The organism is Pseudomonas sp. LAM2023 (assembly GCF_016620375.1).
Lineage (GTDB): Bacteria > Pseudomonadota > Gammaproteobacteria > Pseudomonadales > Pseudomonadaceae > Aquipseudomonas > Aquipseudomonas anuradhapurensis.
In genome coordinates this window covers 61,287-87,927 of record NZ_JAENHV010000023.1, presented here as the reverse complement: position 1 = coordinate 87,927, position 26,641 = coordinate 61,287, and the positions used below count along the sequence as shown (strand labels likewise).

Genomic DNA, 26,641 nt, shown 5'->3' with positions numbered 1-26,641 from the left:
CACCCGCACCGAGGGCGGCTTTGAAGAGCAGATCCACGTTGTCTTTCCAGTTGCGGGTCGAGGTCAGCCGAGGCCGTATTTCTTTACCTTGTCGAACAGCGTGGTCTTGGCCATGCCCAGCTCCTGGCTGGCCTGGCTGAGGTTGCCGCCAGTTCGCTGCAGCGCATCGCTGAGCAGGTTGCGCTCGAACGCTTCCACCGCCTCGGCAAAGCCCAGCCCCTGGCTGGCGCCACCGCTGGGGCCTTTCTTGAAGGCTGGCAGGCCAAGGGCATAGCGTTCGGCCACGTTGCGCAATTCGCGCACGTTGCCCGGCCAGTCATGCGCCATCAAGCGCGACAGGGTCTGGCTGTCCAGCGTTGGTGTTTCACGGTCGAAGCGCAGGGCCGACTGCTGCAGGAAGTGTTCGAACAGTTGCAGGATGTCTTCGCGGCGCTCACGCAACGGCGGCAATTCCAGGGTGACCACGTTCAGCCGGTAGTACAGGTCGCTGCGGAACTGGCCGCTCTGGCCCATGGCATCCAGGTCGGACTTGGTTGCAGCGATTACCCGGCAATCCACCGGAATGCTCTGGTTCGAGCCCAGCCGTTCCAGGGTGCGCTCCTGCAATACGCGCAGCAGCTTGATCTGCAGGTTGATCGGCATGCTTTCCACTTCGTCGAGGAACAGCGTGCCACCGTTGGCGTGTTCGATCTTACCGATGCGGCGTTTGCCAGCACCGGTGAAGGCATTGGCCTCGTGGCCGAAAATCTCGCTTTCGAACAGGTTTTCCGGCAGGCCGCCACAGTTCAGGGCCACGAACGGCTGGCCGTGGCGGCGACTGAAGTCGTGCAGGCAACGGGCAACCAGCTCCTTGCCGGTACCGGTCTCGCCTTCGATCAGGACGTTGGCCGAGGTATCGGCCACGTTGGCAATCAGCTCACGCAGCTGCTCCATCGCCGGCGAGCGGCCAATGATGCGACCCTCCAGGCTGCTTTGCTCCGCCAGCTGGCGGCGCAGGGCGACCACTTCGCGCGATAACCCACGCTGTTCCAGGGCGCGGCGTACCACATCGACCAGGCGTTCGGGGGAGAACGGTTTCTCCATGAAGTCGTAGGCGCCATTGCGCATGGCGCCGACCGCCATGTCGATATCGCCATGGCCGGTAATCAGTACTACCGGCAGGCTGCGGTCGCGGGCCTTGAGGCGGTTGAGCAGCTCCAGGCCATCGATGCCTGGCAGGCGGATATCACTGACGACGATGCCGGCGAAGTCGTCGCCGATGCGTTCCAGCGCCTGCTCGGCGCTGCCCACGCCTTCACAGGCGATGTCTTCCAGGGCAAGTGCCTGTTGGCAGCCGAGCAGCACATGCGGGTCGTCTTCGACGATCAGGACGGTAAGAGGCGCTTGGTTCATGGATGCTCTGCCGATTCGCTAGGGGGGGAGACCAGCGGCAGGGCCAGGATGAAGGCCGTACCGCCGTTGGCGGGATGCTCGACGTTGAGGCTGCCCTTGGCGGCGGCGGCAAGGCTCGCCGACAGGGTCAGGCCCAGGCCCAGGCCGTGTTCGCCCGGTTTGGTGGTGAAGAAGGGTTCGAACAGGTGCTTGCGCGCCTCGCTGTCGATGCCGTGGCCATTGTCGCGCACCTGCAAACGGTACTTGTCACCCTGCAGTTCGCCTTCGAGCCACAGTTGCGGCAGTGGCTGCGCCGCCATGGCATCCAGGGCGTTACCGATCAGGTTGACCAGGATCTGCTCCAGGCGGGTCTGGTCGATGGCCAGCTGCTGGTCATCGAACTGGTTGTGCACCTGCAGCTGGCAGGCGCTGATGCGGTTGGCCAGCACCTGCAGGGTGGCTTCGACCGCCTTGGCCAGCGAGGCCTGGCCGCTGTCGTCGCCGCGCCGGGCGAACGAGCGCAGGCTGGCGGTGATGCGGCCCATGCGGTCGATCAGGTCGTTCATGGTGCGCAGGTTGGTGCTGGCGGTTTCCAGCGCCCCGCGTTCGAGGAAGCGCACGGTGTTGCCGGACAAGGTGCGCAGCGCCGCCAGCGGCTGGTTCAGTTCATGGGCAATGCTGGTGGACATCTGCCCGATGGCGGCCAGCTTGCCGGCCTGCACCAGCTCATCCTGGGCGTGGCGCAGGGTCTGCTCGGCATGCCGGCGTTCCCGAATCTGGCCTTTCAGGCGTTCGTTGCTGGCACGCAGGTCGGCGGTGCGCTCGGCAATCCGCCGTTCCAGCTGGCTGTTGGCTTCCTGCAGCGCCTCGCGGGCTGCCAGGCGCGTGGCGATCACCTTGCGCCGCTCGTTCCAGGCGATGCCCAGGATCGCCAGCAAGGCGAAGGCCACGCCCACCAGGATACCCTGCACCATGGATTCGCGGCGCAGGTCCTGCAGCGGGGTCAGCAGGGTGAAGTGCCAGGGCGTATCGGCCAGGCGCCGGGTCTGCGCCAGGTAGGTCATTTCGCGGGGCTTGCCCTGGGCGGTTTCGCTGTTGGCCGGGAAGGTCAGTTTTTCCACGCCGTCGGCCAGGATTTCCCGGGCCAGCGGCTGCAGCTCGTTCAGTGGCCACCAGTAGTATTGCAGGCTGCGCGCCAGGCGCTCCTTGATCTGTGGTGTCAGCGGGCGCACCGACTTCAGGCGTCGTGCCGGGTCGCTGGAAAGGATGATGATGCCATTCTCGTCGCTGACGAACGCCTCCAGGCGGGCCCTTTGCCAGCGCTCCTCGAGGGTGTCCAGGCGCACCTTGATCACCGCCACGCCAATGATCTTGCCGTGCTCCTCAAGGCCATGGGCGAGGTAGTAGCCGGCCTCCCCGGTGGTACTGCCGATGCCATAGAAGCGCCCGGGCTCGCCGCGCACGGCAGTCTGGAAGTAGGCGCGGAACGACAGGTCTTCGCCGAGGAACGAGTCGGCATCGCGCCAGTTGCTGGTGGCCTGCACCCGACCATTGGTATCGAGCACGAAAATGGCCCGGCTGCGGCTGCGCCGGTTCAGGCCTTCGAGGTATTCGTTGACGGTCTGACGCGAACCGCCATCAGGGTCGGTGAGCAGCTGCGAGACGCTGTCTTCCAGCTCAAGCAGGCTCGGCAGGTAGGTGTACTTGCTGATTTCGCTTTCCACCGTGCGCGCGTGCAGCTCCAGCTGGCGTTCGCCGTTTTCGCTGAGAATGCGGATGCCGTTGCTTTCGCTGACCAGATAGCCAGCCAGCCCGAGCCCGACCATCAGCAGGATGATCAAGGGTGGCAGCAGCAATTGGCGGAGCAGGCGGGATTTCACGGCAGGCTTGGCAGGGAGAAGAAGCGAAGGATCGCATTTCATCACAGTGGCCTTGTCACGACCAGCGCTGCGGCCCGAAAGGGCAGCAGCGCCGACCGGTTCAGTGAGGCAACATCAGTGTTGCAGGATCTTGCTGAGGAAGTGCTGGGTGCGCTCGTGGCGGGCGCCCGGGTTGCCGAAGAAGTCTTCCTTCTGGCAGTCCTCGATGATGTGGCCCTTGTCCATGAAGATCACGCGGTTGGCCACTTTGCGGGCGAAGCCCATTTCGTGGGTCACGCACATCATGGTCATGCCTTCATTGGCCAGCTCGACCATCACGTCCAGTACTTCGTTGACCATTTCCGGGTCCAGCGCCGAGGTTGGCTCGTCGAACAGCATGACGATCGGGTCCATCGACAGGGCGCGGGCGATCGCCACGCGCTGCTGCTGGCCGCCGGACAGTTGGCCGGGGTGCTTCTTGGCGTGGGCACCGAGGCCGACGCGGTCGAGCAGGGCCAGGCCTTTCTTGGTCGCTTCCGCTTCGCTGCGGCCAAGCACCTTGCGCTGGGCGATGGTCAGGTTCTCGGTGATGGACAGGTGCGGGAACAGCTCGAAGTGCTGGAACACCATGCCAACGCGCGAGCGCAGCTTGGGCAGGTTGGTCTTGGGGTCGGCGATCGAAGTGCCATCGACCACGATGTCACCTTTCTGGAACGGCTCCAGGGCGTTGACGCATTTGATCAGGGTAGATTTGCCCGAGCCCGACGGGCCACAGACCACCACCACTTCACCCTTCTTGACCTCGGTGCTGCAATCGGTCAGTACCTGGAAGTCCCCGTACCACTTGTTGACGTTCTTGATGGAAATCATACGGCGATCCTTTTTTGCAGGCGCTTGACCAGCCACGAAGCGGAGAAGCTGATGAGGAAATACACGACACCGGCGAAGATCAGGAACTCATGGGAGCGCCCGATGATGTCGCCGTTGGAGCGTGCCGAGTTGAGGAAGTCCACCAGGCCCACGGTATATACCAGCGAGGTGTCCTGGAACAGGATGATGCTCTGCTGCAGCAGCAGCGGGGTCATCTTGCGGAAGGCCTGGGGCAGGATGATCAGGCGCATGGTCTGGCTGTAGGTCATGCCCAGGGCCTGGGCGGCGCCCATCTGGCCCTTGGAGATCGACTGCACGCCGGCGCGGACGATTTCGCAGAAGTACGCGGCCTCGAACATCATGAACGCCACCACGCACGAGGTGAACGCGCCGACCGGGGTGTCCTCGCCGGTGATCCAGCGCAGCACGAACGGTACCGCCAGGTAGAACCAGGTGATCACCAGCAGCAACGGGATCGAGCGGAAGTAGTTGACGTAGGCACCGGCCAGGTTCGACAGCAGCTTGCTCGACGACAGGCGCATCAGGGCCAGGATGGTACCCAGCACGATGCCGCCAACCACGCCCATGATCATCAACTGCAAGGTCATGACCATGCCTTCCCACAGGGCTGGCAGGGCCGGGATGATTTCGCTGAAATCCATGTCCATTTATTTGCCCCCTACGGAAATCAGGCCGGGCACCGAGACTTTCTTCTCGACCATGCGCATCAGCAGCATCAGGCCCATGTTCAGGGTGAAGTAGATCAGCGTGGCCAGGGTGAAGGCCTCGAACAGGTTGGCCGAGAATTCGGCGGTCTGCTTGGTCTGCGCCAGCAGCTCCATCAGGCCGATCAGGGACGCCACCGAGGAGTTCTTGAACACGTTCAGGAATTCCGAGGTCAGCGGCGGGATGATGATCCGGTAGGCTTGCGGCAGCAGCACGTTGGTGTAGATCTGCGACAGGCTGAAGCCCATGGCACGGGCAGCGGCTTCCTGGCCGCGGGGCAGCGCCTGGATGCCGGTACGCACCTGCTCGCAGACACGCGCGGCGGTGAACAGGCCCAGGCAGATGACCACGCTGATCAACGCCGAGGTGGTCGGGTTGAGGTCCTGCTTGAACCATTCCTGCAGGCCCTCGGGCAGCAGGTCGGGTACCAGGAAGTACCAGATGAACAGCTGCACCAGCAGCGGCACGTTGCGGAATAGCTCCACGTAGACGGTGGCGATGCCGGACACCAGACGGTTCGGCACGGTACGCATGACGCCGAGGACCGACCCCAACAGCAAGGCGATGATCCAGGCGGAGATGGCGATGGCGATGGTCCAGCCCAGACCGGTGATATACCAGTCCAGATAGGTCTCGCTGCCCACGCCGGTGGACTTGAAGAACACGCCCCAGTCCCAGTTGTAATTCATCGGGATTTCCCCTCAGACGGTTGTTTCACGGGCACCTTCCAACATCCGGGGGCACACGGCCCTCGGATGAAAGGTTAGACACTAACGGGTGGCCTGCCGGTTTAATTGGCGCTTTGCAGCGCAACAGGCCACGGGCTGGGGGTCAGGACTTCTTCTCGTCGGCGGCCTTGTCGGTCGGCTCGGTGATCAGTTTCTTCAGCTCCTCGCTCATCGGGAACTGCAGGTTCAGGCCCTTTGGCGGGATCGGCTGCTGGAACCACTTGTCGTAGCTCTTGTTGACTTCGCCCGACTTGAAGTAGGCGATGATGGCGTCATCCACCGCTTTCTTGAAGGCAGCGTCATCCTTGCGCACCATGCAGCCATAGATTTCGTACGACTGTGGGGTACCGGTGATGACCCAGTCCGACGGCTTGCGGGCCTTGGCCATTTCGCCGGCGAGCAGGGCGTCGTCCATCATGAAGGCCACGGCGCGGCCGCTTTCGAGCATGTTGAAGGCTTCACCGTGGTCCTTGGCGGAAATCACGTTCATCTTCATCTGCTTGTCGGCGTTCATCGCCTTGAGGATGCGCTCGGAAGTGGTACCGGCGGTGGTCACCACGTTCTTGCCAGCCAGGTCCGGGAAGTCCTTGTAGGCCGGTTGACCGTCCTTGACCTTGGTCAGCAGGCGGGTGCCGACTTCGAAGATACCGACCGTGAAGCCGACCTGCTGCTGGCGTTCGACGTTGTTGGTGGTGGAGCCGCACTCCAGGTCGACGGTGCCGTTCTGCACCAGCGGGATGCGGGTCTGGGAGGTGACGAGGTTGTAGCGGACTTTGATGTCCGTGCCCAGCTGCTTCTTCAAGGCATCGACGACAGCCAACTGGATGTCATGCGAATAGCCGACGGGCTCGGGTTTGCCGGCCAGGTAGGAAAACGGAATGGAGGAGTCGCGGTGGCCCAGGGTGATGGTGCCCGAGTCCTTGATCTTCTTCAGGGTGCCTGTCAGCTCTTCGGCCATGGCCGGCGAAGCGATCACAGCGGCCGCGATGGCGGCGCCCAGCAATTGACGAACGATGCGCATCAAATTTTCCTCGACGTGTTTGTTTTTTTTATGGAGCCGTTGGCGGACTCTTTCGTTCAACGAATACAGCATGAAGCGGGGTGCATTCGGCTACCAAGTGTAGAGCATGAGTCGTGCCAAGCTCTGATAGCGATCATAAACCCGCGAAAACTCGGGGTATGAAGCTTTCTTGACGATTTCTGCGTAACTGGAAGTTTCCGGATTTCCGAACGAATGCATTTATCCTGTTCGGAAATCCGAATAGATGGGCGAGTGCCATAGTCCTGCTATAAGTACCGCGTTTATCAATATTGCGTGTGGTGTCCTGCGTCTTTTCAGACCAGGAGAAACAACCATGCCATCTGCCGATATTCTTCCGTCCGGGTCGGTTGATCAGTTGATCGCCCGCCAGCTCCCTCCTTGGTTGGCCGCTGCCGAGACGCGACATGCCGAGCCCTATCGACGGGCCTTGATCGCGCAGCAGCAGGTTACCGACCAGTTGCAGCATCTTCTGAGCCGCATCCCGGCGGTTGAGGACTTCGCAGCGCCTTTGCTGGAAAGAGCCTTGGCGCAGGCAGGGCTTGGTCATGTCGACCCGCGCCGTGCGCTCGTGGTGGTCAGCGAGGAGTTTCCACTGCCTTCGGCTGCAGAGAAGATCCACAAGCCGATGATCACCTACACCACCCGCCAATCCCTGCTCGCAGCCGCCCTGCACAATTTCGATGTAGCGGAGACCGAAACCTGGCTATTGCGCAAGGCGTATCTGGTCGACGAAAAGGGCAAGGCGCTGGAGATGAAGTTTGAGCATTTTGCCCGCCTGTGCCGCACGTTGGATGTCGGCGGCCGATATCAGTCGCTGTTGAAGTCGGTGCTACAGCCAAAGGCAGGCCGGGGCCAGCCTGCCGACCAGGCGCGGCATGCCATCGAGTAACTGTTTCAGGACAGTTTGCGTACCCGGATGAAGGCAGAACTGTATGAAGGCAGGATCAAGGGGACGCTGGACGAGTACGACCTGCGTCGCTTGCTGCCAATACTGGAGCGGCCAACGCTGCCGGGATACGCCGGCGGTACGCTGACACCGCGGCAATTGTACCTGTTGGGCAAATGCATGGTGGGCATTGTCACCCTGGAATGGCGGCCAGCACCGGGGGCCGCAGTTGATGAAATTATCGTCTGGATCCCTGGCGACCCCGAGAAAAGCCTACGTTGCGCCGTAGCTGGCGGCGCAAACTGGTTGACGGGAACGACCAATATGAACTGAGGATCGACGGTGAGCATGTCAGTGCGCTGCCTGTCCTGCCCCCAGGGGTCGACTATGGCCATGTGCGTAGGCTGACGTTGCGGAACATGCAACTACAAGACATCGATGCCTCGTTTCTCAGGCTGTTCCCGAATGTGGTCGATCTTGATCTCAGCGGCAACCGGCTAAGCCGCGTGCCCGAGGGGATCGAGCGCCTCAGCCAGCTGAGACGGGTCAATCTGGGCAATAACCAGATAGCCCTGGATGAACCTGGGAGCCGCCGTCTGGCGGGTTTGCAGCGGCTCGATACCTTGATTCTCAGCTACAACCCGCTCAACGGTGTGCCTGATCTCTCTGCCTTGCCGCATGTGCGTGACGTGCGTCTGCGTGCAACCGGGCAGGTTGATATGAGTCTGGTTCACGAGCGGCTTGCGTTGCGCGCGCACATCGACCTGCGTGACAACCGGATCAGCGAGCTGCAAAGGGATATGCGCGGCCTGCGCCTGCGCCTGCGCCTGCGGCTGCGAAGGCTCAATTTGCATGAGAACCCGCTGAACGAAGCCAGTGTCCAGTTGCATGACGAGGCGTGCGGCGTCAGCGACTCCCGGGCCAGGGGCGGGGCGTCCTATTCCCACGCGGCAGTGAACGCCGAAACCCGTGCCGAATGGGTGGCCAGCCGAAACGAATCGCTGCGTGCCAGTCGCGAAGCTAGCTGGGACCGTTTGCAGGAGGAGCCCGGCTCGGCAGGATTGTTTCGTTTCCTCGCGGATTTCGCCGAAAGCGAAGATTTCGAAACCCATCCCCGTCATTATCGTCGCCGTATCTGGCACATCCTCGATGCCTGCGAAAACAAAGAAGCGTTGCGCGAGCAGTTGTTCCGCGAGGCTGATGCCCCCCGGAGCTGCGAAGACCGCCTGTTGTTGATACTTAACCAGATGGAAGTGGCCATCCTTGCCTACCAAGGTATCGAAGGTGTCCCCGTTGCGATACGGGAGGCCCGACTTCTGCGCCTGGGCCGGCAGCTGCACCGTCTGGACCTGCTGGATGAGATTGCTGCACGGCATGTGCAAAGAATGCGCGCGGAGGCAGTGGTCGACGTCGATGAAGTCGAAACGCGGCTGTACTACCGCTCACGCCTGGCAAGCGCCCTTGATCTGCCAGTGACACCAGACGAGATGCATTACGCTTCGTTTGCCCATGTAAGCAACGCCGACCTGAGCCATGCGCAACTGGAAGTACTGGCGGGTAACACGTCAGTGGCCATCCTCGATACCTTGGCTGGGCGCCCTTTCTGGCCAAATTACCTGCGTGAAGCCTACCCAGAGCGCTTCGAAGCGCTGGCTGCGCCATTCCATGAACGCTTGGAATCGCTTGAACAGCAGGCCAGAACCGGCCAGGAAAGTGACTACGGCAGGCGTGCCCGGGCATTGATGCTCGAGCATGAGGCTGACGAGCGGAGGTTGATGCGCATCTTGACTACCGAGGCCTGGAGGCGTTCTGCTTCCATTGACCGACCGCCTCGCGCCTGAGCGGCACGAGGCGAGGCCAGCAGGGTCAGGCTGCCTGGACGCGGGCCTGATTCTGCGCGCGCTGTTGCAGGTAATCCTTCAGCAATTGCTGTTCACTGGCGCTGGTGAACAGCCCCAGCTTGGTGCGGCGCCAGAGGATATCGTCGGCGTCGCACGCCCATTCCTGATCGCACAGGTATTCCACCTCGCGGCCGAACAGCCCGCCGCCGAGTGGCTGGCCCAGGTCTTCCGGCCCATGCACGCCGTCGAGCAACTGCCATACGCGATAGCCATAAGTGAGTGCCCAGCGTTTGGCAATGTCCACCGGCAACCAGCCGCAGCGCGCCAGTACCGTATCCACCAGCGCTTGGACGGTCGTCATGTTTTCCCCACCCGGCAGCGGCGCACTGGCCGTCCAGCTGCCACGCATCTGCGGGAAATGTGGCTTGAGTTCGGCCATGGCTGATTCGGCCAATTTGCGGTAGGTGGTCAGCTTGCCGCCGAACACCGACAGTAGCGGTGCCTGGCCTTCGCTGGCGGACAAGGCCAGGGTGTAGTCACGGGTCACCGCCGAAGGGTTGTCCGATTCGTCATTGCACAGCGGGCGAACCCCGGAGTAGGTGTGCACGATATCGCTGCGGCCGAGCTGATGATTGAAGTGCTCGTTGACCACTTTCAGCAGGTAGTCGGTTTCCTGTTCGGTGATCACTACCTTGGCCGGGTCGCCGCTGTATTCGCGGTCGGTAGTGCCAATCAGGGTGAAGCGCTCCAGGTACGGAATGCAGAACACGATTCGCTGGTCTTCGTTCTGCAGGATATAGGCGTGTTCGCCTTCATACAGGCGCGGCACGATGATGTGGCTGCCCTGAATCAGGCGGATGCCGTAAGGGGCATCGAGCTTCAGGTCGTCCTTGATGAAGCTGGCCACCCATGGGCCAGCGGCGTTGACCAGAGCACGGGCGCGGATGCTCTGCAGGCTGCCGTCGGCGTGTTGCAGGTGCACCTGCCACAGGCCGTCCACACGCTCGGCGCGCAGGCAGCGGGTGCGGGTGTGGATATGTGCGCCGTGTTCGCGTGCAGCCATGGCGTTGAGCACTACCAGGCGGGCGTCGTCGACGGCGCAATCGGCATATTCGAAGCCGCGGGTGATGGCCGGCTTGAGCGGATAGCCCGGGCCGAAGCGCAGGCTGCGCGAGGCACCCAGGCGCTTGCGCTTGCCCAGGTGGTCGTAGAGGAACAGGCCGGCGCGGATCATCCAGGCTGGGCGCAGGTGAGGGCGGTGCGGTAGCACGAAGCGCATCGGCTTGACGATGTGCGGGGCTTTGGCCAGCAGCACTTCGCGCTCGGCCAGCGCCTCACGCACCAAGCGGAATTCATAGTGCTCCAGGTAGCGCAGGCCGCCATGGATCAATTTACTGCTGGCCGAGGAGGTGTGCCGGGCCAGGTCGTCCTTTTCGCAGAGGAATACCTTGAGGCCGCGCCCGGCGGCGTCGGCAGCGATGCCCACGCCATTGATGCCGCCACCGATCACGGCGAGGTCATAGCAGTCGGCAAGTGGGGGCTGAGACGAAACGGGCTGGGACACGGGCAAGGCCTCCTGGGCGCTGTTCACATCGAATATGAACATTGATGTTCGTTTTCGAAAATACTAGCGCAATGGAAAGCCGGTCGCCAGTCAGTCTTTATAGAAAAAACTGATCAGATGAGAATAAAGTGAACATTTACGAATATTTTGGGTGATCGGTTTGGGGCTTGTAGCGCCTGTGAGATCGAGCGCCGCCCACGCGGCGCTCGTCACAGGCGACATAAGGCTCATGGCATGCGCCCAGTGGCCCTCACACCACCTCGAGGCGGATCTTGTACTGGTTCAGCAGTTGGGTGAGGGCAGGCGTCGGTGCCTGGTCGGTCACCAGGCAATCGACCAGGCTGATCGAGCCCAGGCGTACCATGGCGTTGCGCCCGAACTTGCTGGAGTCGGCGGCGAGGATCACCTGGCGGGCATTGGCGATGATTGCCTGGGAGACCCGCACCTCCTGGTAGTCGAAGTCGAGCAGGCTGCCATCTTCGTCGATGCCGCTGATGCCCACCAGGGCAAAATCGACCTTGAACTGGTTGATGAAGTCGACACTGGCCTGGCCGACCACGCCACCGTCGCGACGTACCGTGCCCCCGGCCACCAGCACTTCGAAATCATCCTTGGCGGCAAGGATGGCGGCGACATGCAGGTTGTTGGTGATGACTTTCAGATGGTTGTGGTTGAGCAGCGCCCGGGCGATGGATTCGGTGGTGGTGCCGATGTTGATGAACAGCGAGGCATGGTCGGGGATCTGCCGGGCCACGGCTTCGGCGATGCGTTGCTTCTCGTCGCGCATCTGGTCGGCACGCATCGCGTAGGCGGTGTTCTCGATGCTCGAATCATAGGCCGCGCCGCCATGGTAACGGCGTAGCAGGTTGAGCTCGGCAAGCTGATTGATATCACGGCGGATAGTCTGCGGAGTGACGACGAACAGCTGCGCCATTTCTTCGATACTGACGTAACCACGCTCGCGCACCAGTTCGAGAATTTGTTGTTGGCGGGGGGGCAGATTCATGGGCGGTCCTTTGGGGCTGCCGGACAAATGCTGCAATGATGCCGTAGGACGCGAACTACGGCCAGTGGCCTATCGGGCTTGCTGGCGAGCCCAGCCGCCTGGCATCGACTTCTGGCCTGCGCGGTTTTTTTGTAGGAGCGGCCTTGTGTCGCGACAAGGCCGCGAAGCGGCCCCGTCCTTTTCAGCTTCGCCGTCGATACTGCAGGGGCCGCTTTGCGGCCCTGTCGCGACACAAGGCCGCTCCTACACAGTCCGCGAACGCGTCACCATCTTGATGGGTAATCAAGCCTCGTGGTCTTCCCAGTCGCGAGTGCGCTCGACCGCCTTTTTCCAGCCGGCATACAGCTTCTCTTTGTGCACTTCATCCAGTTGCGGGCTGAACTCGCGTTCGATGATCGCCTTGTCGCGCAACTCGTCCAGGCCGCTCCAGAAACCACAAGCCAGGCCCGCCAGGTAGGCGGCGCCCAACGCAGTGGTTTCGCGCATTTTCGGGCGTTCCACGCAAGTACCAAGGATGTCCGCCTGGAACTGCATGAGGAAGTTGTTGGCTACCGCGCCACCGTCCACGCGCAGCTCGGAAAGGCGCTGGCCGCAGTCCTGCTGCATGGCATCAAGCACGTCGCGAGTCTGGTAGGCGATCGATTCCAGCGCGGCGCGGATGATGTGGTCCACCTTCACGCCACGGGTCAGGCCGAACAGCGCGCCGCGGGCATACGGGTCCCAGTACGGTGCACCCAGGCCGGTGAAGGCCGGCACCAGGTACACGCCATTGCTGTCCTTGACCTTGCTGGCGAAGTACTCGGTATCCAGTGCGTCGTTGACGATTTTCAGCTCGTCACGCAGCCACTGCACCGTGGAACCACCGTTGAACACCGCGCCCTCAAGGGCATAGGCCACTTCGCCGCGCGGGCCGCAGGCAATGGTGGTGAGCAAGCCATGGGACGACTTCACTGCCTGGCTGCCGGTATTCATCAGCAGGAAACAGCCGGTGCCATAGGTATTCTTGGCCTGGCCCGGCTCCACGCACATCTGGCCAAACAGTGCCGATTGCTGGTCGCCGGCGATACCGGCAATCGCGATGCCGCTCTTGGTGTGGCCGTACACTTCGGAAGACGGGCGTACCTCGGGCAGCATCTGCCGCGGGATACCGAGGATCTCCAGCAGGCGGTCGTCCCATTGCAGGCTGTGGATGTTGAACATCAGCGTACGCGAGGCGTTGGTGTAGTCGGTGACATGCACCTTGCCGCCCGAGAACTTCCAGATCAGCCAGGTATCGACGGTGCCGAACAACAGCTCGCCGCGCTCGGCGCGTTCGCGGGCACCCTCGACATTATCGAGGATCCACTTCAGCTTGGTGCCGGAGAAATACGGGTCGGTGACCAGGCCTGTGGTTTGGCGGATGTACTCCTCATGGCCGTCGCGCTTGAGCTGGGCGCAGATCTCGGTGCTGCGGCGGCACTGCCAGACGATGGCGTTGTACACCGGGCGGCCGGTTTCCTTGTCCCACACGACAGTGGTTTCGCGCTGGTTGGTGATGCCTAGCGCAGCCACCTGGGCATGGCTGATGCCGGCCTGGGCCAGCGCCTCGACCATGGTCGCACTCTGCGTGGCGAAGATTTCCATCGGGTCGTGTTCGACCCAGCCTGCCTGTGGGTAGTGCTGGGCGAACTCGCGTTGGGAGGTACCCACCACGTTGGCATCGCGGTCGAAAATGATGGCCCGCGAGCTGGTGGTACCCTGGTCCAGGGCGATGATGTAGTTCTTATCCTGGGTGTCTGTCATGGTCGTAGGCCTTGCGCAATTAGGGGTTCAGGGCGGGGCGTGATGCCGCCATCAATTGACTTGAGTATCGCCCTGGCGATTGTCGTTTGTCTCAGGTTCCACGGCGGCTGCCGCCGGCAGGTTGCGGGCGATCAGACCGCGGTAGGTCGCGGCACCCAGGCAGGCGCCAAGTATCGGTGCGAACACCGGAACCAGGAAATATGGCATGTCCCGACCGCCAGTGAAGGCGATTTCGCCCCAGCCAGCCAGGAAGGTCATGAGTTTTGGCCCGAAATCGCGCGCCGGGTTCATCGCAAAGCCGGTCAGCGGGCCCATGGCACTGCCGATCACGGCGATCAGCAGGCCGATCAGCAGCGGGGCCATGGCGCCACGTGGCAGGCCATTGTTGTCGTCGGTCAGGGCCATGATCACGCTCATCAGGATGGCGGTGATGATCACTTCGACGAGGAACGCCTGGCCGGTGGACAGCGACGGGTGCGGGTAGGTGGAGAACACTGCGGCCAGTTCGAGGCTGGCTTCGCTGCCGCGCAACATCGCGTGGGCCTGTTCGAAATCGAAGAACAGGTTGCTGTACAGGCTATAGACCAGCGTCGCGCCACAGAATGCGCCGCACACCTGGGCCAGCATGTAGAAGGGCAGCTTGCGCTTGTCGAAACCGGCGAACAGGGTGAGGGCGATGCTCACTGCCGGGTTCAGGTGCGCGCCGGAAATACCGGCGGTGAGGTAGATCGCCATGCTGACGCCTACGCCCCAGATGATACTGATTTCCCACAGGCCGAAGCTGGCACCCGCGACCTTGAGCGCGGCGACGCAGCCGGTACCGAAGAAGATGAGCAGGGCGGTGCCGAGAAATTCGGCCAGGCATTGGCTGGACAGCGTGGGTTGGCGTAGAGCAGTCGTCATGTATGACCTCGTTTTTGTTTTGTTGTGAGGCGCTTGGCGCTCGACAGCAAAGCCTGGAATCGATCCCCATTGATCCCGGGCTGATGTAGGAAACGCACCTTAAAAGGGCATCATTTATTCAGAAACGAAAAAATATAGACAAGAAACGCTGATGTCAAAGGTCGAAAGTGAACGGTCAGTCACGATTTGAGCGCTCGCTTGCGGTGCGACTGCCGCGCTAGAGCGGCGCGCTGGCTGCGATGCGGGAATTGCCCTAAAGTAGCCGCCGAGAGCCGTCTCGACCGGAGCCCCTGCATGACCCCCGCCCTAGACCTGTTGAAGAAACACCGCGCGGAACACCGTGTGCACAGTTACGAACATGACCCCAAGTCCGCGTCCTACGGCCTGGAGGCAGCGGAAAAGCTCGGGCTCGACCCGCAGCAGGTGTTCAAGACCTTGCTGGCGAGCAGCGAGAAGGGCGAGTTGCTGGTGGCGGTGGTGCCCGTGGTCGGCACGCTGGACCTCAAGGCCCTGGCCCATGCCGCCGGGGTGAAGAAGTGCGAGATGGCCGACCCGGCGGTGGCACAGCGTGCCACCGGGTACCTGGTGGGCGGCATCAGCCCGCTGGGGCAGAAGAAGCGCCTGCGCACCTTTATCGACGACTCGGCGCAGCAGTTCGCGACCATTCATGTCAGTGCTGGACGACGTGGATTGGAGGTAGAGTTGGCGGCGGCGGTATTGGCCGAATATACCCAGGGCAAGTTTGCCGGTATTGGTCGGGGCTGAGCGGACGCAATAGCCTGTAGGAGCGGCCTTGCGTCGCGATGGGCCGCAAGGCGGCCCCACACTCTGTATCAGGTCGCCGAACTGTAGCGACGAACACCATTCTCCAGCTGCGGCAACTGCGCCGCCACACTGCCCGGCACCGGGAACAGCACCAGGTGGTCGGCTTTCACTGCGATCCCCACATCGTCACCGACCTGATGGTCACTGTGGCTGGGGAATATCGCTTCCAGTTGGCTGCCGGTGGGCAGTTGCAGGCGGTAGAGCGTCGATGCCCCGAGGAAACTCTTGCCGACGATATTGGCCTGCAGCGGGCTGCCCGGTGCATGCACGATATCGTCGGGGCGCAGCAGAACATCCACCGAGCTGCCTGGGGCCATGATGTAGGCTCGGTTGCCGCGCAGTTCACCCAGTTCGGTGTTGACCGCCTCGTGGCTGCTCATCTGCCCACGGATGAAATACCCCTGGCCGATGAAACTGGCGACGAACGGCGTCTGCGGCTCGTGGTAAAGGTTGTAGGGGGTATCCCATTGCTCCAGGCGGCCTTCCTTGAATACGCCCACCTGGTCGCTGACGGCAAAGGCTTCCTCCTGGTCATGGGTAACCAGGATGGCGCTGGTGCCACGGCTCTTGAGGATGTCGCGAACTTCATGGCTCAGGCGCCGACGCAATTCCACATCGAGGTTGGAGAACGGCTCGTCGAGCAGTAGCAACTGTGGCTCGGGCGCCAGTGCACGGGCCAGTGCGACCCGTTGCTGTTGCCCCCCGGACAGTTCATGCGGATAGCGCCCGCCCAGGCCGCCCAGCTTGACCAGTTCGAGCATCTCTTCGATGACTTCGGCCTGGCGCGGGTGCTTGGCGATGCCGAAGGCAATGTTCTGCGCCACGGTCAGGTGCGGGAACAGCGCGTAGTCCTGGAACACCATGCCGATGCGGCGTTTTTCCGGGGCCAGGGTGAACCCGGCCCGGGAAATGACCTCGCCGGCCAGCTGGATCTCGCCTTCGTGCACCGGCTCGAAGCCGGCGATCGCGCGCAGGGTGGTGGTCTTGCCACAACCGGAGGAACCCAGCAGGCAACCGATGTCGCCTGCGTTGAGGTGCAGGTTGAGGTTCTGGACGATGCGCTGGTCGCCATAGCCGCAGGCGAGGTTGCGCAGGTTGAGCAGTAAGGGTTGACTCATGCGTGGTGGTAAGCCGGTTCGACAAGGAATTCGAGAAGGGCCTTCTGTGCATGCAGGCGGTTTTCAGCCTGGTCCCAGGCGACCGAACGTGGGTCGTCGAGCAGGTCATGGCTGATTTCCTCACCACGGTGGGCTGGCAAGCAGTGCATGAACAGGGCGTCGGGTGCCGCCAGGTCGAGCAGTTCGCGGGTGACCTGGTAAGGCGCGAAATGCGCCAGGCGCCGTGCAGTTTCCTCCTCCTGGCCCATCGAAGTCCAGACGTCCGTGGTCACCAGGTGGGCGCCGCGCACGGCTTCCTTCGGGTCGCGGACGATCTGCACGTGGTCGCCGCCGATGGCCATGAAGCGTGGGTCCGGTTCGTAGCCTTGCGGGCAGGCGATACGCAGCTGGAAGTCGAACTGCCTGGCTGCCTCGATATACGAGTTGCACATGTTGAAGCCGTCGCCGATCCAGGCCACGGTCTTGCCCTGGATCGACCCGCGCTGTTCGAGGAACGTCTGCATGTCGGCCAGCAGTTGGCACGGGTGCGATTCGTCGGACAGCGCATTGATCACCGGCACGCGCGAATGGGCGGCGAATTCGGTGAGGGTGCTGTGGGCATGGGTACGGATCATCACCACGTCGAGCATGCTCGACAGCACGATGGCGCTGTCGGCGATCGGCTCGCCCCGGCCCAGCTGGGTGTCACGTGGTGACAGGAAGATGGCCTGGCCGCCGAGCTGGATCATGCCGGCCTCGAACGACACCCGGGTACGCGTCGAGGATTTCTCGAAGATCATGCCCAGTACGCGGTTCTTCAGGGGCTCGAACAGCACGCCTCGCTTGCGCAGGTCCTTCAGCTCGATGCCGCGGCGGATCACCCCGAGCAATTCGTCGGTGGTGAAGTCCAGCAGGGAGAGAAAGTGCCTAGCGCTCATGATTGACTACCTTATCTGCAACGGTATGCAGGTCGACCGTATGGTTTTTTTTGACAACGGGAGTGACCTGCGGCGTAAGCCGCACGGAGGCGGACGAAATAGGAAAGGCGCAATACTATAAGTAAATGTCGCCTGAAGCCAAGAGGAGAAACAGCAGCTCGGTGCCAAAGGGTGTTGCAAGGGGTGTATCGAGCGACCGGCAGTGCTGTTTTTTATTTGCTACAGAGGGTTGTACACGGCTTGCTGGCAAGTTGGCAAATGGCTGTCGCAAATCGTGTGCCTGATGTCGGTGGATTCATGCCGCGAAGTGCGCTGGTCGAGGGGCTGCGCCCAGGCGCATAGTCGCATTGGTCCATTACCACGAGGCAGAGGCGGCCATGACCAAGACCCTGCACCACCGTGCCTGTCACCTATGCGAGGCGATCTGCGGGCTGAACATCGAAGTCAGCCATGAACAAGGCGGACGGGCGCTGATCCATTCGATCAAGGGCGACCCGCAGGACCCGTTCAGCCGCGGGCATGTCTGCCCCAAGGCAGTTGCCCTGCAGGATATCCAGAACGACCCCGATCGCCTGCGCCAGCCGCACAAGCGGGTAGGTGAGCGTTGGCAGGCCATTGGTTGGGACGAAGCCTTCGCCCTGGCCGCCGACCGGCTGTGGGCGATCCAGCAGGCCCATGGGCGCAATGCCGTTGCGGTCTACCAGGGCAACCCCAGCGTGCACAACTACGGTTTGATGACCCACAGCAACTACTTCCTCGGCTTGCTGAAAACCCGCAACCGCTTTTCTGCCACCTCGGTTGACCAGTTGCCGCAACACCTGGTCAGCCATCTGCTGTATGGCCATGGCCTGCTGTTGCCGATCCCGGACATCGACCACACCGGCTTCATGCTGATCCTCGGCGGCAACCCGCTGGCCTCGAATGGCAGCATCATGACGGTGCCGGACGTGGAAAAGCGCCTGAAGGCGCTGCGAGCCCGGGGCGGGCGCCTGGTGGTGGTGGACCCGCGCCGCAGCGAAACAGCGGCAATTGCCGACAGCCACTTGTTCATCCGCCCTGGCACAGATGCGGCGCTGTTGTGCGGCTTGCTCAACACCCTGTTCGAAGAAGGCCTGGGGCGCGGCTCGCACTTGTCGGTTGCAGGCCTGCAGCAGGTGCGCGAAGCGATCGCGCCGTTCAATGCCGAGGCGATGAGTGCCCACTGTGGCATTGCCGCAGCAGACATTCGCCAGCTGGCGCGGGATTTCGCGGCGGCCGACAAAGCGGTGTGCTACGGCCGTATGGGCGTCTCGACCCAGGCGTTCGGCACCCTCTGCCATTGGCTGGTGCAACTGATCAACCTGGTGACTGGCAACCTCGACCGGGAAGGCGGCGCGTTGTGCACCGTACCTGCCGTCGACCTGGTGGCGACCACCTCCGGTGGCCATTTCAATGCCTGGCAAAGCCGCGTGTCGGGCTTGCCCGAATATGGGGGCGAGCTGCCCGTGGCGGCCCTGGCCGAAGAGATACTGACCCCCGGCGACGGGCAGGTACGGGCACTGGTGACGGTAGCCGGCAACCCGGTGCTGTCCACGCCTAACGGCCGCCAGCTGGACGCCGCGCTTGAAGGGCTGGAATTCATGCTCTGCATCGACTTGTACATCAATGAGACAACCCGCCATGCCGACCTGATCCTGCCCTCCACCTCGGCGCTGGAAAACGACCATTACGACACCACGTTCAATCTGCTGGCAGTGCGCAACGTGACCCGTTTCAACCGGGCGATCCTGGCCAAACCGGAGGGGGCGCTGCACGACTGGGAGATCTTCGTCGGCCTGGCCCAGGCGTTTGCCAGGCGCGCCGCGCTTGAATTGAAACCGACCCTGGCGCCGGCACAGATGATTGACCTGGCGTTGCGCAAGGGGCCTTATGGCGAAGCGACGCCCTGGCAGCTTTCGCTGGCAACACTTGAGCAGCACCCGCATGGCCTTGACCTCGGGCCGTTGCGTGCCAACCTCGCCGCGCGCCTGGCGACCGCCAGCAAGGCGGTCGAGGCCGCGCCACCAGTGCTGCTGGATGACCTGCGTCGGCTGGCGCAACAGCCTGCACCAGCAGCGGGCGAACTGTTGCTCATCGGCCGCCGCCACGTGCGCAGCAACAACTCGTGGATGCACAACTTCCACCGCCTGGTAAAGGGCAAGCCGCGCCATCAGTTGCTGATGCATCCACAAGACCTGCAGCAGCGGCAACTGCAGGACGGCCAGCGCGTGCGCATACGTTCGCGCACCGGCACGCTGGAGGTCGAAGTGCAGGCATGTGATGACATCATGCCGGGTGTAGTCAGCCTGCCCCATGGTTTTGGCCATGCGCGGCATGGGGTACGCCTGCAGGTAGCCCGGGCGCAACCAGGCGTAAGTGCCAACGACCTCACCGACGAGCGCCTGCGTGACCCTGTTTCCGGCAATGCAGTGCTCAATGGCGTACCCGTGCAGATCGAGGCCGTGTAGGGAACGGTAAGGCCGAGCATGCTGCTCGGCTTTCCGTTACAATGCCTCACCGTGCCGACGATCGCGTCGGAAAGTTCAGCCGAGGTGCTACATGGATATCATCGAAACGATCAAAGAGCAGATTGCCAACAACACCATTCTGCTTTACATGAAAGGCTCGCCGAATGCCCCGCAGTGTGGCTTCTCTGCGCGTGCATCGCAGGCCGTGATGGGTTGTGGCGAGAAGTTCGCCTACGTCGACATCCTGCAGAACCCGGAAATTCGCGCCAACCTGCCAAAATATGCCAACTGGCCGACTTTCCCGCAGCTGTGGGTAGCCGGTGAGCTGGTTGGCGGTAGCGACATCATGTTGGAAATGTTCGAGAAGGGTGAGCTGCAGACCCTGATCAAGGAAGCGGCTGCCAAGGCCAAGGCTTCCGAAGCCTGATTTTCCGGCAAGCATGAAAAAACCCGCTGAGAGCGGGTTTTTTCATGCGCCGGATATTTACTCTTCGCCCATCTGCGACTGCAGGTAGTTTTCGATACCGACCTTGTCGATGAGCCCCAGCTGGGTTTCCAGCCAGTCGATGTGTTCTTCCTCGGCTTCGAGGATGTCTTCGAGGATGTCGCGCGAGCCGAAGTCGCCAGCGGTCTCGCAGTGGGCGATGGCTGCCTTGAGGTCGACCAGGCCTTTCTGTTCGATCTTCAGGTCGCATTCGAGCATTTCTTTGGTGTGCTCGCCGATCAGCAGCTTGCCCAGGTCCTGGACGTTGGGGATGCCTTCGAGGAACAGAATACGCTTGATCAGTTTGTCAGCGTGCTTCATCTCATCGATGGATTCCTTGTACTCGTGCTTGCCGAGCTTGTTCAGGCCCCAATCTTCGTACATGCGCGCGTGCAGGAAGTACTGGTTGATTGCGACCAGCTCGTTTCCGAGGATCTTGTTGAGATGCTGGATGACGCTTACGTCGCCTTTCATGTCGGGTTCCTGCCCTGTAGAAGTGTGCCAATACCCCGAAGTTTGAGCCCGATACCTAGGTGTGTCAAACCTAAGTTATTGAATAATAAATGAAAATTAATAGGAATAAGAATGTTTGTGAACCGCGTTGGAACGCTAACTTATTGAATTCTGGGCATAAAAAAACCGGACGCAAGGTCCGGTTCTTGGAATTCTGGCTTTCAGGCGGCGGTAAATTCTACCGGGTAGGGCAGGGCTGCCTGGCTGACCTGAAGCTCGGTCAGGGTCTCGCGGACCAGCTGCTTGGCCACGCAGGCGCATTTGCCACACTGGCTGGCGACGTTGGTCGCGGCGCGCACTTCCTTGTAACTGCAGCATCCTTCATAGATCGCATCGCGGATCTGTCCGTCGGTAACGCCGACACAAAGACACACATACATAGAGGCTGACCATCGTTGCTAGGCTCGATGGGGTGGAGCTTAATGTTAATGAGAATGCTTGTCAAAGGACTTTCTGGAAGGGCCGTGCTTGAGCGACCGGCGGTTGCTTCGTCGTTGGAGTCGGCCTGTCACCAGAAGCCGTGTATGATGGTTGGCCTTTGTTGGATGTCGGGCAGCCTGTCTGGCCCGGCAAACGGTTCTTCACCCTCATCAGGAGATTACAATGAGCGTACTCGTTGGTAAGAAAGCCCCCGATTTCACCGTTCCAGCCGTGCTGGGCAATGGCGAGATCGTCGACAGCTTCAACCTGGCTTCGGCCATCAAGGGCAAGTACGGCCTGGTGTTCTTCTACCCGCTGGACTTCACCTTCGTCTGCCCGTCCGAGCTGATCGCCCTGGACAACCGCATCCCTGACTTCCAGGCCCGCAACGTTGAAGTGATCGGTGTGTCGATCGACTCGCACTTCACCCACAACGCCTGGCGTAACACCCCGGTCAACAACGGCGGTATCGGCCAGGTCAAGTACACCCTGGCTGCCGACATGACCCACGAAATCTGCAAGGCCTACGACGTCGAGTCCGAAGGCGGCGTGGCTTTCCGTGGTGCCTTCCTGATCGACACCAACGGTGTGGTTCGTTCGCAGATCGTCAACGACCTGCCACTGGGCCGTAACATGGACGAGCTGCTGCGCCTGGTCGACGCCCTGCAGTTCCACGAAGAGCACGGCGAAGTCTGCCCTGCCAACTGGAAGAAAGGCGACAAAGGCATGAACGCTTCGCCAGAAGGCGTTGCTGCCTACCTGAGCGAGAACGCTGGCAAGCTGTAATTGCCGCGCGCATGAAAAAACCGGCCCTTTCGGCCGGTTTTTTTGTGTCTGGCTTCTGCGAGCGCTTTACGCGCCTATCGCGACACAAGGCCGCTCCTGCAGGTTTTATGCGAACCGAGCTGCGCCCAAGGTGGTGGGCAGGTATCCAGCATCTGGAGCGCAGCTCAAACTCCTTAGGAGCGGCCTTGTGTCGCGATGGGCCGCAAAGCGGCCCCGGATGTCAGATCAGTCGTTGAAATCGCGCCAGCCGCCCATCTCTTTCCAGCGGTTGACGATGCCGCAGAACAGCTCGGCAGTCTTCTCGGTGTCGTAACGGGCCGAGTGCGCTTCCCGCCCGTCAAAGTCGATGTCGGCGCTCTGGCAGGCCCGCGCCAGTACGGTCTGGCCGTAGGCCAGGCCCGCCAGGGTAGCGGTGTCGAAGCTGGAGAACGGGTGGAACGGGTTGCGCTTGAGGTCGTTGCGCATCACCGCTGCATTGAGGAAGCCAAGGTCGAAACTGCTGTTGTGGCCTACCAGAATCGCCCGCTTGCAGCCATTGGCCTTGAGCGCCTTGCGTACGCCACGGAAGATGTCGGTCAGCGCGCTTTCCTCACTCACCGCCATGCGCAGCGGGTGATCCAGCTTGATGCCGGTGAACTCCAGTGCGGCCGGCTCGATGTTGGCGCCTTCGAAGGGCTCAACCCGGTGGAAGTAGGTGTGCTCGGGGAATAGAAAACCCTTTTCGTCCATGCCGATGGTAACTGCGGCAATTTCCAGCAGGGCGTCGGTGGCGCTGTTGAAGCCACCGGTTTCAACGTCCACCACAACTGGCAGGTAGCCACGGAAGCGTTCGGCCATCGGGTGACGCGAACCGCTGCTGCCCTGGGTGTCGAGGTCGTCTTCGTAGAGGTCTTCGCTCACGCGTTTTCCTCCAGCAGGCGCCAGCGCAGTTTTTCGCCGGCGCGCAGCGGGACTACGGTCTGCTCGCCAAACGGCAGGCTGTCCGGGGCGGTCCATTCTTCGCGAACCAGGGTAATGGTGTCGGTGTTCGCCGGCAGGCCATAGAAGGCCGGGCCGTGCAGGCTGGCGAAGCCTTCCAGCTTGTCCAGCGCGTTACGCTGCTCGAACGCTTCGGCGTACATCTCGATGGCTGCGTAGGCGGTGTAGCACCCGGCGCAGCCGCAGGCAGCTTCCTTGGCGTGGCGGGCGTGCGGGGCCGAGTCGGTGCCCAGGAAGAACTTCGGGTTGCCGCTGGTGGCGGCGTCCAGCAGTGCCACCTGGTGGGTGTTGCGCTTGAGGATCGGCAGGCAGTAGAAGTGCGGACGAATGCCGCCCACCAGCATGTGGTTGCGGTTGTACAGCAAATGCTGGGCGGTAATGGTCGCGCCGACGTTGGCCGGGGCCTCGCTGACGAACTGGGCGGCATCGCTGGTGGTGATGTGCTCGAACACCACTTTCAGCGTCGGGAAGCGTTCGACCACACGGCGCATGTGCTCATCGATGAAACGCTTCTCGCGGTCGAACACGTCGATCTCGCTGCGCGTCACTTCGCCGTGCACCAACAGTGGCATGCCGACTTCTGCCAGCGCCTCGATGGCCGGGAAGATATTGTCGATGCTGGTCACGCCCGAGTCGGAGTTGGTGGTAGCACCGGCTGGGTACAGCTTGGCGGCATGCACGAAGCCGCTGGCCTTGGCCGCGCGGATGTCCTCGGGGCTGGTGCGGTCGGTGAGGTACAGCACCATCAGCGGCTCGAAGCGGCTGCCGGCCGGCCGGGCGGCGAGGATGCGCTCACGGTAGGCGCCGGCCTCGGCAGCATTGCGAACCGGTGGAACCAGGTTGGGCATGATGATGGCACGGGCGAAGGTACGCGCCACGTCGCCAACGGTGTGGGGCAGGACGGCACCATCGCGCAGATGGATGTGCCAGTCGTCGGGACGCAGGAGGGTCAGGCGATCGGACATTGGGGATTCCAGGCGGGTCGAACTCAAGCCCCAATGCTACCGGAAAACCCTGGGGCGAGCACGGCTATCAAGTTTTCCGCCTGGCGTCCGATAGCCTGCAGGTAAGCCGTCAGAATTTGTGGAGCCGCCCGTGCGCCAGCGTTACCTAGCCCTAATGACCCTGTTCGCCAGTCTGCCGGCCGGCGCGCTGACCTTCCAGACACGCATGGAGAACATTGCCTGGAAGGTCGAGGGTGACCAGTTCGAATGCCGGCTGGTGCAGCCGATCGACGGCTTTGGCAGTGGTGAGTTCGTGCGCCGTGCGGGCGAACAGCCGGTGTTCCAGCTGCGTTCGGACAGCAACGCGCTGGGTGCCGGCACCGCGACCTTGCTGGCCGCCGCTGCGCCGTGGCAACCCGGGCGCAGCGACATCAACCTGGGCAGCGTGCGCATGGCCCGCACTGGCGTGTTGTTCAGCTCGTCGCAGGGCCAGGCCAGCCGGCTGATCAATGGCCTGCTCGACGGCCGCAGCACCGTGGTGCGCAATTATGCCGGCGAGGCGGGCAGGCCGATGGAAGTGCGGGTGCTGCCGGTCAGCTTTGCCAAGGCCTACAGCGACTACCAGGCCTGTGCCGGCAAGCTGCTGCCGATGAACTATGACCAGGTGCGCCAGACCCAGGTAGGCTTCCCTGGCGGCGGTTTCGAACTGGATCAGTCGGCCAAGGCGCGGCTGGATGTCATCCTCGACTACATGAAGGCCGACCCGACAGTGAACCATGTCGAACTCAACGGCCACTCGGACAACAGCGGCAACCGCCTGACCAACCGCGATATGTCGCGCCGCCGCGCACTGGCCGTGGCTGACTATCTGAAGGCTCATGGCGTGCCGGAAGAGCAGATCGTGGTGCGCTTCCATGGCGAGCGTTACCCGCTGGCGAAGAACAATAGTGCTGCCAATCGGGCGCGGAATCGCCGGGTGAATATCGAGCTGGACCGGGTAGCAGTGGTGGAGAAGGCGGTTGAACAGCCGGCGCCTGCTGTTGCTCCTGCGCCCGCTCCAGCCGGTCCGGCTGCTGCTGCGCCGGGGGCGAAAACACCCTGAATCCAGAGGGGCGCATGGCAGGGGATTGCGTCAGGGCCACCCGCTGTTCGTCACAACGCCTTCAGCGCCTGTCAGATCGAGCGCCGCGCCGGCGGCGCTCGATCTCATAGGCACCAAAGATGCCAGGGCGTGCCCTTTGGCAATCGCCGTCGCCCTTCCGACAGTTCCTGTCGCTTTGTCGTCAGAAGCTGTCGCCCCACTGTAAATTTATTTGCAACGCCGTTAGAATCGACGCCTTTCCGTACAACCCCGTGGAGTGATGGCATGGCGGACGTAAAAAAGGTCGTACTGGCGTATTCCGGCGGCCTTGATACTTCGGTGATTCTCAAGTGGCTGCAGGATACCTACAACTGCGAAGTGGTGACCTTCACCGCTGACCTCGGGCAGGGCGAAGAGGTCGAGCCGGCCCGCGCCAAGGCCCAGGCAATGGGCGTTAAAGAGATCTACATCGACGACCTGCGCGAAGAGTTCGTGCGTGATTTCGTGTTCCCGATGTTCCGCGCCAACACCGTCTACGAAGGTGAGTACCTGCTGGGTACCTCCATCGCACGTCCGCTGATCGCCAAGCGCCTGATCGAAATCGCCAACGAAACCGGCGCTGACGCCATTTCCCACGGCGCCACCGGCAAGGGTAACGACCAGGTGCGTTTCGAGCTGGGTGCGTATGCCCTGAAACCAGGCGTCAAGGTCATCGCTCCATGGCGCGAGTGGGACCTGCTGTCCCGCGAAAAGCTGATGGACTATGCCGAGAAGCATGGTATTCCGATCGAGCGTCACGGCAAGAAGAAGTCGCCATACTCGATGGACGCCAACCTGCTGCACATCTCCTACGAAGGCGGTGTCCTGGAAGATACCTGGACCGAGCACGAAGAAGACATGTGGCGCTGGAGCGTCTCGCCCGAGAACGCCCCGGACCAGGCCACCTACATCGAGCTGACCTACCGCAACGGTGACATCGTTGCCATCGACGGCGTCGAGAAGACCCCGGCCACCGTGCTGGCCGACCTGAACCGTATCGGTGGTGCCAATGGCATCGGCCGTCTCGACATCGTCGAGAACCGTTACGTCGGCATGAAGTCGCGTGGTTGCTACGAAACCCCTGGCGGCACCATCATGCTCAAGGCTCACCGTGCCATCGAGTCGATCACCCTGGACCGCGAAGTCGCTCACCTGAAGGATGAGCTGATGCCGAAGTATGCCAGCCTGATCTACACCGGTTACTGGTGGAGCCCGGAGCGCCTGATGCTGCAGCAGATGATCGACGCTTCGCAGGTCAACGTGAACGGCGTGGTGCGTCTGAAGCTGTACAAAGGCAATGTCACCGTGGTCGGCCGCAAGTCGGACGACTCGCTGTTCGACGCCAACATCGCCACCTTCGAGGAAGATGGCGGCGCCTACAACCAGGCGGACGCTGCCGGCTTCATCAAGCTCAACGCACTGCGGATGCGCATTGCCGCCAACAAGGGCCGTTCGCTGCTCTGATTGCTGGC

At 62.2% G+C, this 26,641-nt stretch carries 23 protein-coding genes and 1 pseudogene; 8 read left to right on the top strand and 16 right to left on the bottom strand.

Going from position 1 to position 26,641, the window contains the following annotated elements:
* Positions 1–63 precede the first annotated feature (63 nt).
* The 6 genes from JKP78_RS13345 to JKP78_RS13320 form a co-directional block, all read right to left on the bottom strand.
* A complete protein-coding gene (locus JKP78_RS13345) occupies positions 64–1,392 on the bottom strand; it encodes a sigma-54-dependent transcriptional regulator (RefSeq protein WP_170031968.1) in 1,329 nt (442 codons plus the stop codon).
* Positions 1,389–3,293: a sensor histidine kinase gene (locus JKP78_RS13340; RefSeq protein WP_186685135.1), complete on the bottom strand. Its 1,905-nt coding sequence runs from the start codon at positions 3,291–3,293 to the stop codon at positions 1,389–1,391. Before JKP78_RS13340 ends, JKP78_RS13345 begins: the two co-directional genes overlap by 4 nt.
* Before the next feature lie 72 nt (positions 3,294–3,365).
* Positions 3,366–4,100 carry an amino acid ABC transporter ATP-binding protein gene (locus tag JKP78_RS13335; protein WP_170031962.1) on the bottom strand — a complete coding sequence of 245 codons (735 nt, stop codon included), beginning with the start codon at positions 4,098–4,100 and terminating at the stop codon, positions 3,366–3,368.
* Positions 4,097–4,768 carry an amino acid ABC transporter permease gene (locus JKP78_RS13330; RefSeq protein WP_186685133.1) on the bottom strand — a complete coding sequence of 224 codons (672 nt, stop codon included), beginning with the start codon at positions 4,766–4,768 and terminating at the stop codon, positions 4,097–4,099. The genes JKP78_RS13335 and JKP78_RS13330 overlap by 4 nt, the downstream gene beginning before the upstream one ends.
* Positions 4,769–5,515, bottom strand: a complete 747-nt coding sequence (locus JKP78_RS13325; protein ID WP_170031956.1) for an amino acid ABC transporter permease — start codon at positions 5,513–5,515, stop codon at positions 4,769–4,771.
* Positions 5,516–5,657: 142 nt separating this feature from the next.
* Positions 5,658–6,575: a glutamate/aspartate ABC transporter substrate-binding protein gene (locus JKP78_RS13320; RefSeq protein ID WP_200626793.1), complete on the bottom strand. Its 918-nt coding sequence runs from the start codon at positions 6,573–6,575 to the stop codon at positions 5,658–5,660.
* Positions 6,576–6,819: 244 nt separating this feature from the next.
* Between JKP78_RS13320 and JKP78_RS25285 the strand changes: the two are divergent.
* Together JKP78_RS25285 and JKP78_RS25100 are read left to right on the top strand one after the other, a co-directional pair.
* Positions 6,820–7,815: pseudogene (locus JKP78_RS25285) on the top strand (dermonecrotic toxin domain-containing protein).
* Positions 7,816–7,877: 62 nt separating this feature from the next.
* Entirely contained in the window at positions 7,878–9,323 is a 1,446-nt protein-coding gene (locus tag JKP78_RS25100; protein ID WP_442793994.1) for an NEL-type E3 ubiquitin ligase domain-containing protein, read from the top strand.
* A 25-nt stretch (positions 9,324–9,348) separates the two neighbouring features.
* Here the strand turns inward: JKP78_RS25100 and glpD are convergent, their stop codons facing one another.
* The 4 genes from glpD to JKP78_RS13295 all read right to left on the bottom strand — a co-directional run bounded on the left by glpD (position 9,349) and on the right by JKP78_RS13295 (position 14,578).
* Positions 9,349–10,887, bottom strand: a complete 1,539-nt coding sequence (gene glpD / locus JKP78_RS13310) for a glycerol-3-phosphate dehydrogenase (RefSeq protein WP_186685129.1) — start codon at positions 10,885–10,887, stop codon at positions 9,349–9,351.
* A gap of 250 nt (positions 10,888–11,137) precedes the next feature.
* Positions 11,138–11,893, bottom strand: a complete 756-nt coding sequence (glpR, locus tag JKP78_RS13305; RefSeq protein ID WP_186685127.1) for a DNA-binding transcriptional repressor GlpR — start codon at positions 11,891–11,893, stop codon at positions 11,138–11,140.
* 282 nt (positions 11,894–12,175) lie between these two features.
* The gene (gene glpK / locus JKP78_RS13300; RefSeq protein ID WP_186685125.1) at positions 12,176–13,675 is read right to left on the bottom strand and encodes a glycerol kinase GlpK; all 1,500 of its coding nucleotides are present in this window, start codon (positions 13,673–13,675) and stop codon (positions 12,176–12,178) included.
* 51 nt (positions 13,676–13,726) lie between these two features.
* A complete protein-coding gene (locus tag JKP78_RS13295) occupies positions 13,727–14,578 on the bottom strand; it encodes an MIP/aquaporin family protein (RefSeq protein ID WP_186685123.1) in 852 nt (283 codons plus the stop codon).
* Between the two features lie 294 nt (positions 14,579–14,872).
* Here JKP78_RS13295 and ybaK point away from each other — a divergent pair, with 294 nt between their 5' ends.
* A complete protein-coding gene (ybaK, locus tag JKP78_RS13290) occupies positions 14,873–15,343 on the top strand; it encodes a Cys-tRNA(Pro) deacylase (protein WP_170031938.1) in 471 nt (156 codons plus the stop codon).
* 68 nt (positions 15,344–15,411) lie between these two features.
* Here the strand turns inward: ybaK and JKP78_RS13285 are convergent, their stop codons facing one another.
* Both JKP78_RS13285 and argF read right to left on the bottom strand, forming a co-directional pair.
* Complete coding sequence (locus tag JKP78_RS13285; RefSeq protein ID WP_170031935.1) at positions 15,412–16,521, bottom strand: ABC transporter ATP-binding protein; 1,110 nt, start codon at positions 16,519–16,521, stop codon at positions 15,412–15,414.
* Positions 16,518–17,438: an ornithine carbamoyltransferase gene (gene argF, locus JKP78_RS13280; protein ID WP_186685121.1), complete on the bottom strand. Its 921-nt coding sequence runs from the start codon at positions 17,436–17,438 to the stop codon at positions 16,518–16,520. The genes JKP78_RS13285 and argF overlap by 4 nt, the downstream gene beginning before the upstream one ends.
* Positions 17,439–17,815: 377 nt before the next feature.
* Here argF and JKP78_RS13275 point away from each other — a divergent pair, with 377 nt between their 5' ends.
* The gene (locus JKP78_RS13275; RefSeq protein ID WP_200626792.1) at positions 17,816–19,924 is read left to right on the top strand and encodes a molybdopterin-dependent oxidoreductase; all 2,109 of its coding nucleotides are present in this window, start codon (positions 17,816–17,818) and stop codon (positions 19,922–19,924) included.
* Between the two features lie 91 nt (positions 19,925–20,015).
* Positions 20,016–20,351 carry a Grx4 family monothiol glutaredoxin gene (gene grxD / locus JKP78_RS13270; RefSeq protein ID WP_003254949.1) on the top strand — a complete coding sequence of 112 codons (336 nt, stop codon included), beginning with the start codon at positions 20,016–20,018 and terminating at the stop codon, positions 20,349–20,351.
* A gap of 57 nt (positions 20,352–20,408) precedes the next feature.
* Here the strand turns inward: grxD and bfr are convergent, their stop codons facing one another.
* Together bfr and JKP78_RS13260 are read right to left on the bottom strand one after the other, a co-directional pair.
* On the bottom strand, positions 20,409–20,882 hold the full coding sequence (gene bfr / locus JKP78_RS13265; RefSeq protein WP_170031926.1) for a bacterioferritin: 474 nt from the start codon (positions 20,880–20,882) through the stop codon (positions 20,409–20,411).
* Between the two features lie 200 nt (positions 20,883–21,082).
* Positions 21,083–21,301, bottom strand: coding sequence for a bacterioferritin-associated ferredoxin (locus JKP78_RS13260; RefSeq protein ID WP_200626791.1), 219 nt, complete (start codon positions 21,299–21,301; stop codon positions 21,083–21,085).
* A 223-nt stretch (positions 21,302–21,524) separates the two neighbouring features.
* On the opposite strand from JKP78_RS13260, the gene JKP78_RS13255 reads away from it, so the two are divergent.
* On the top strand, positions 21,525–22,127 hold the full coding sequence (locus JKP78_RS13255; protein ID WP_003254945.1) for a peroxiredoxin: 603 nt from the start codon (positions 21,525–21,527) through the stop codon (positions 22,125–22,127).
* A gap of 225 nt (positions 22,128–22,352) precedes the next feature.
* Here JKP78_RS13255 and rnt read toward each other — a convergent pair whose 3' ends face one another.
* Positions 22,353–22,964, bottom strand: a complete 612-nt coding sequence (rnt, locus tag JKP78_RS13250; RefSeq protein ID WP_225932836.1) for a ribonuclease T — start codon at positions 22,962–22,964, stop codon at positions 22,353–22,355.
* 59 nt (positions 22,965–23,023) lie between these two features.
* Complete coding sequence (pyrC, locus tag JKP78_RS13245; RefSeq protein WP_186685117.1) at positions 23,024–24,070, bottom strand: dihydroorotase; 1,047 nt, start codon at positions 24,068–24,070, stop codon at positions 23,024–23,026.
* 130 nt (positions 24,071–24,200) lie between these two features.
* On the opposite strand from pyrC, the gene JKP78_RS13240 reads away from it, so the two are divergent.
* Together JKP78_RS13240 and JKP78_RS13235 are read left to right on the top strand one after the other, a co-directional pair.
* A complete protein-coding gene (locus JKP78_RS13240) occupies positions 24,201–25,151 on the top strand; it encodes a flagellar protein MotY (protein WP_186685115.1) in 951 nt (316 codons plus the stop codon).
* Positions 25,152–25,415: 264 nt separating this feature from the next.
* On the top strand, positions 25,416–26,633 hold the full coding sequence (locus tag JKP78_RS13235) for an argininosuccinate synthase (RefSeq protein ID WP_013973956.1): 1,218 nt from the start codon (positions 25,416–25,418) through the stop codon (positions 26,631–26,633).
* Positions 26,634–26,641 lie beyond the last annotated feature (8 nt).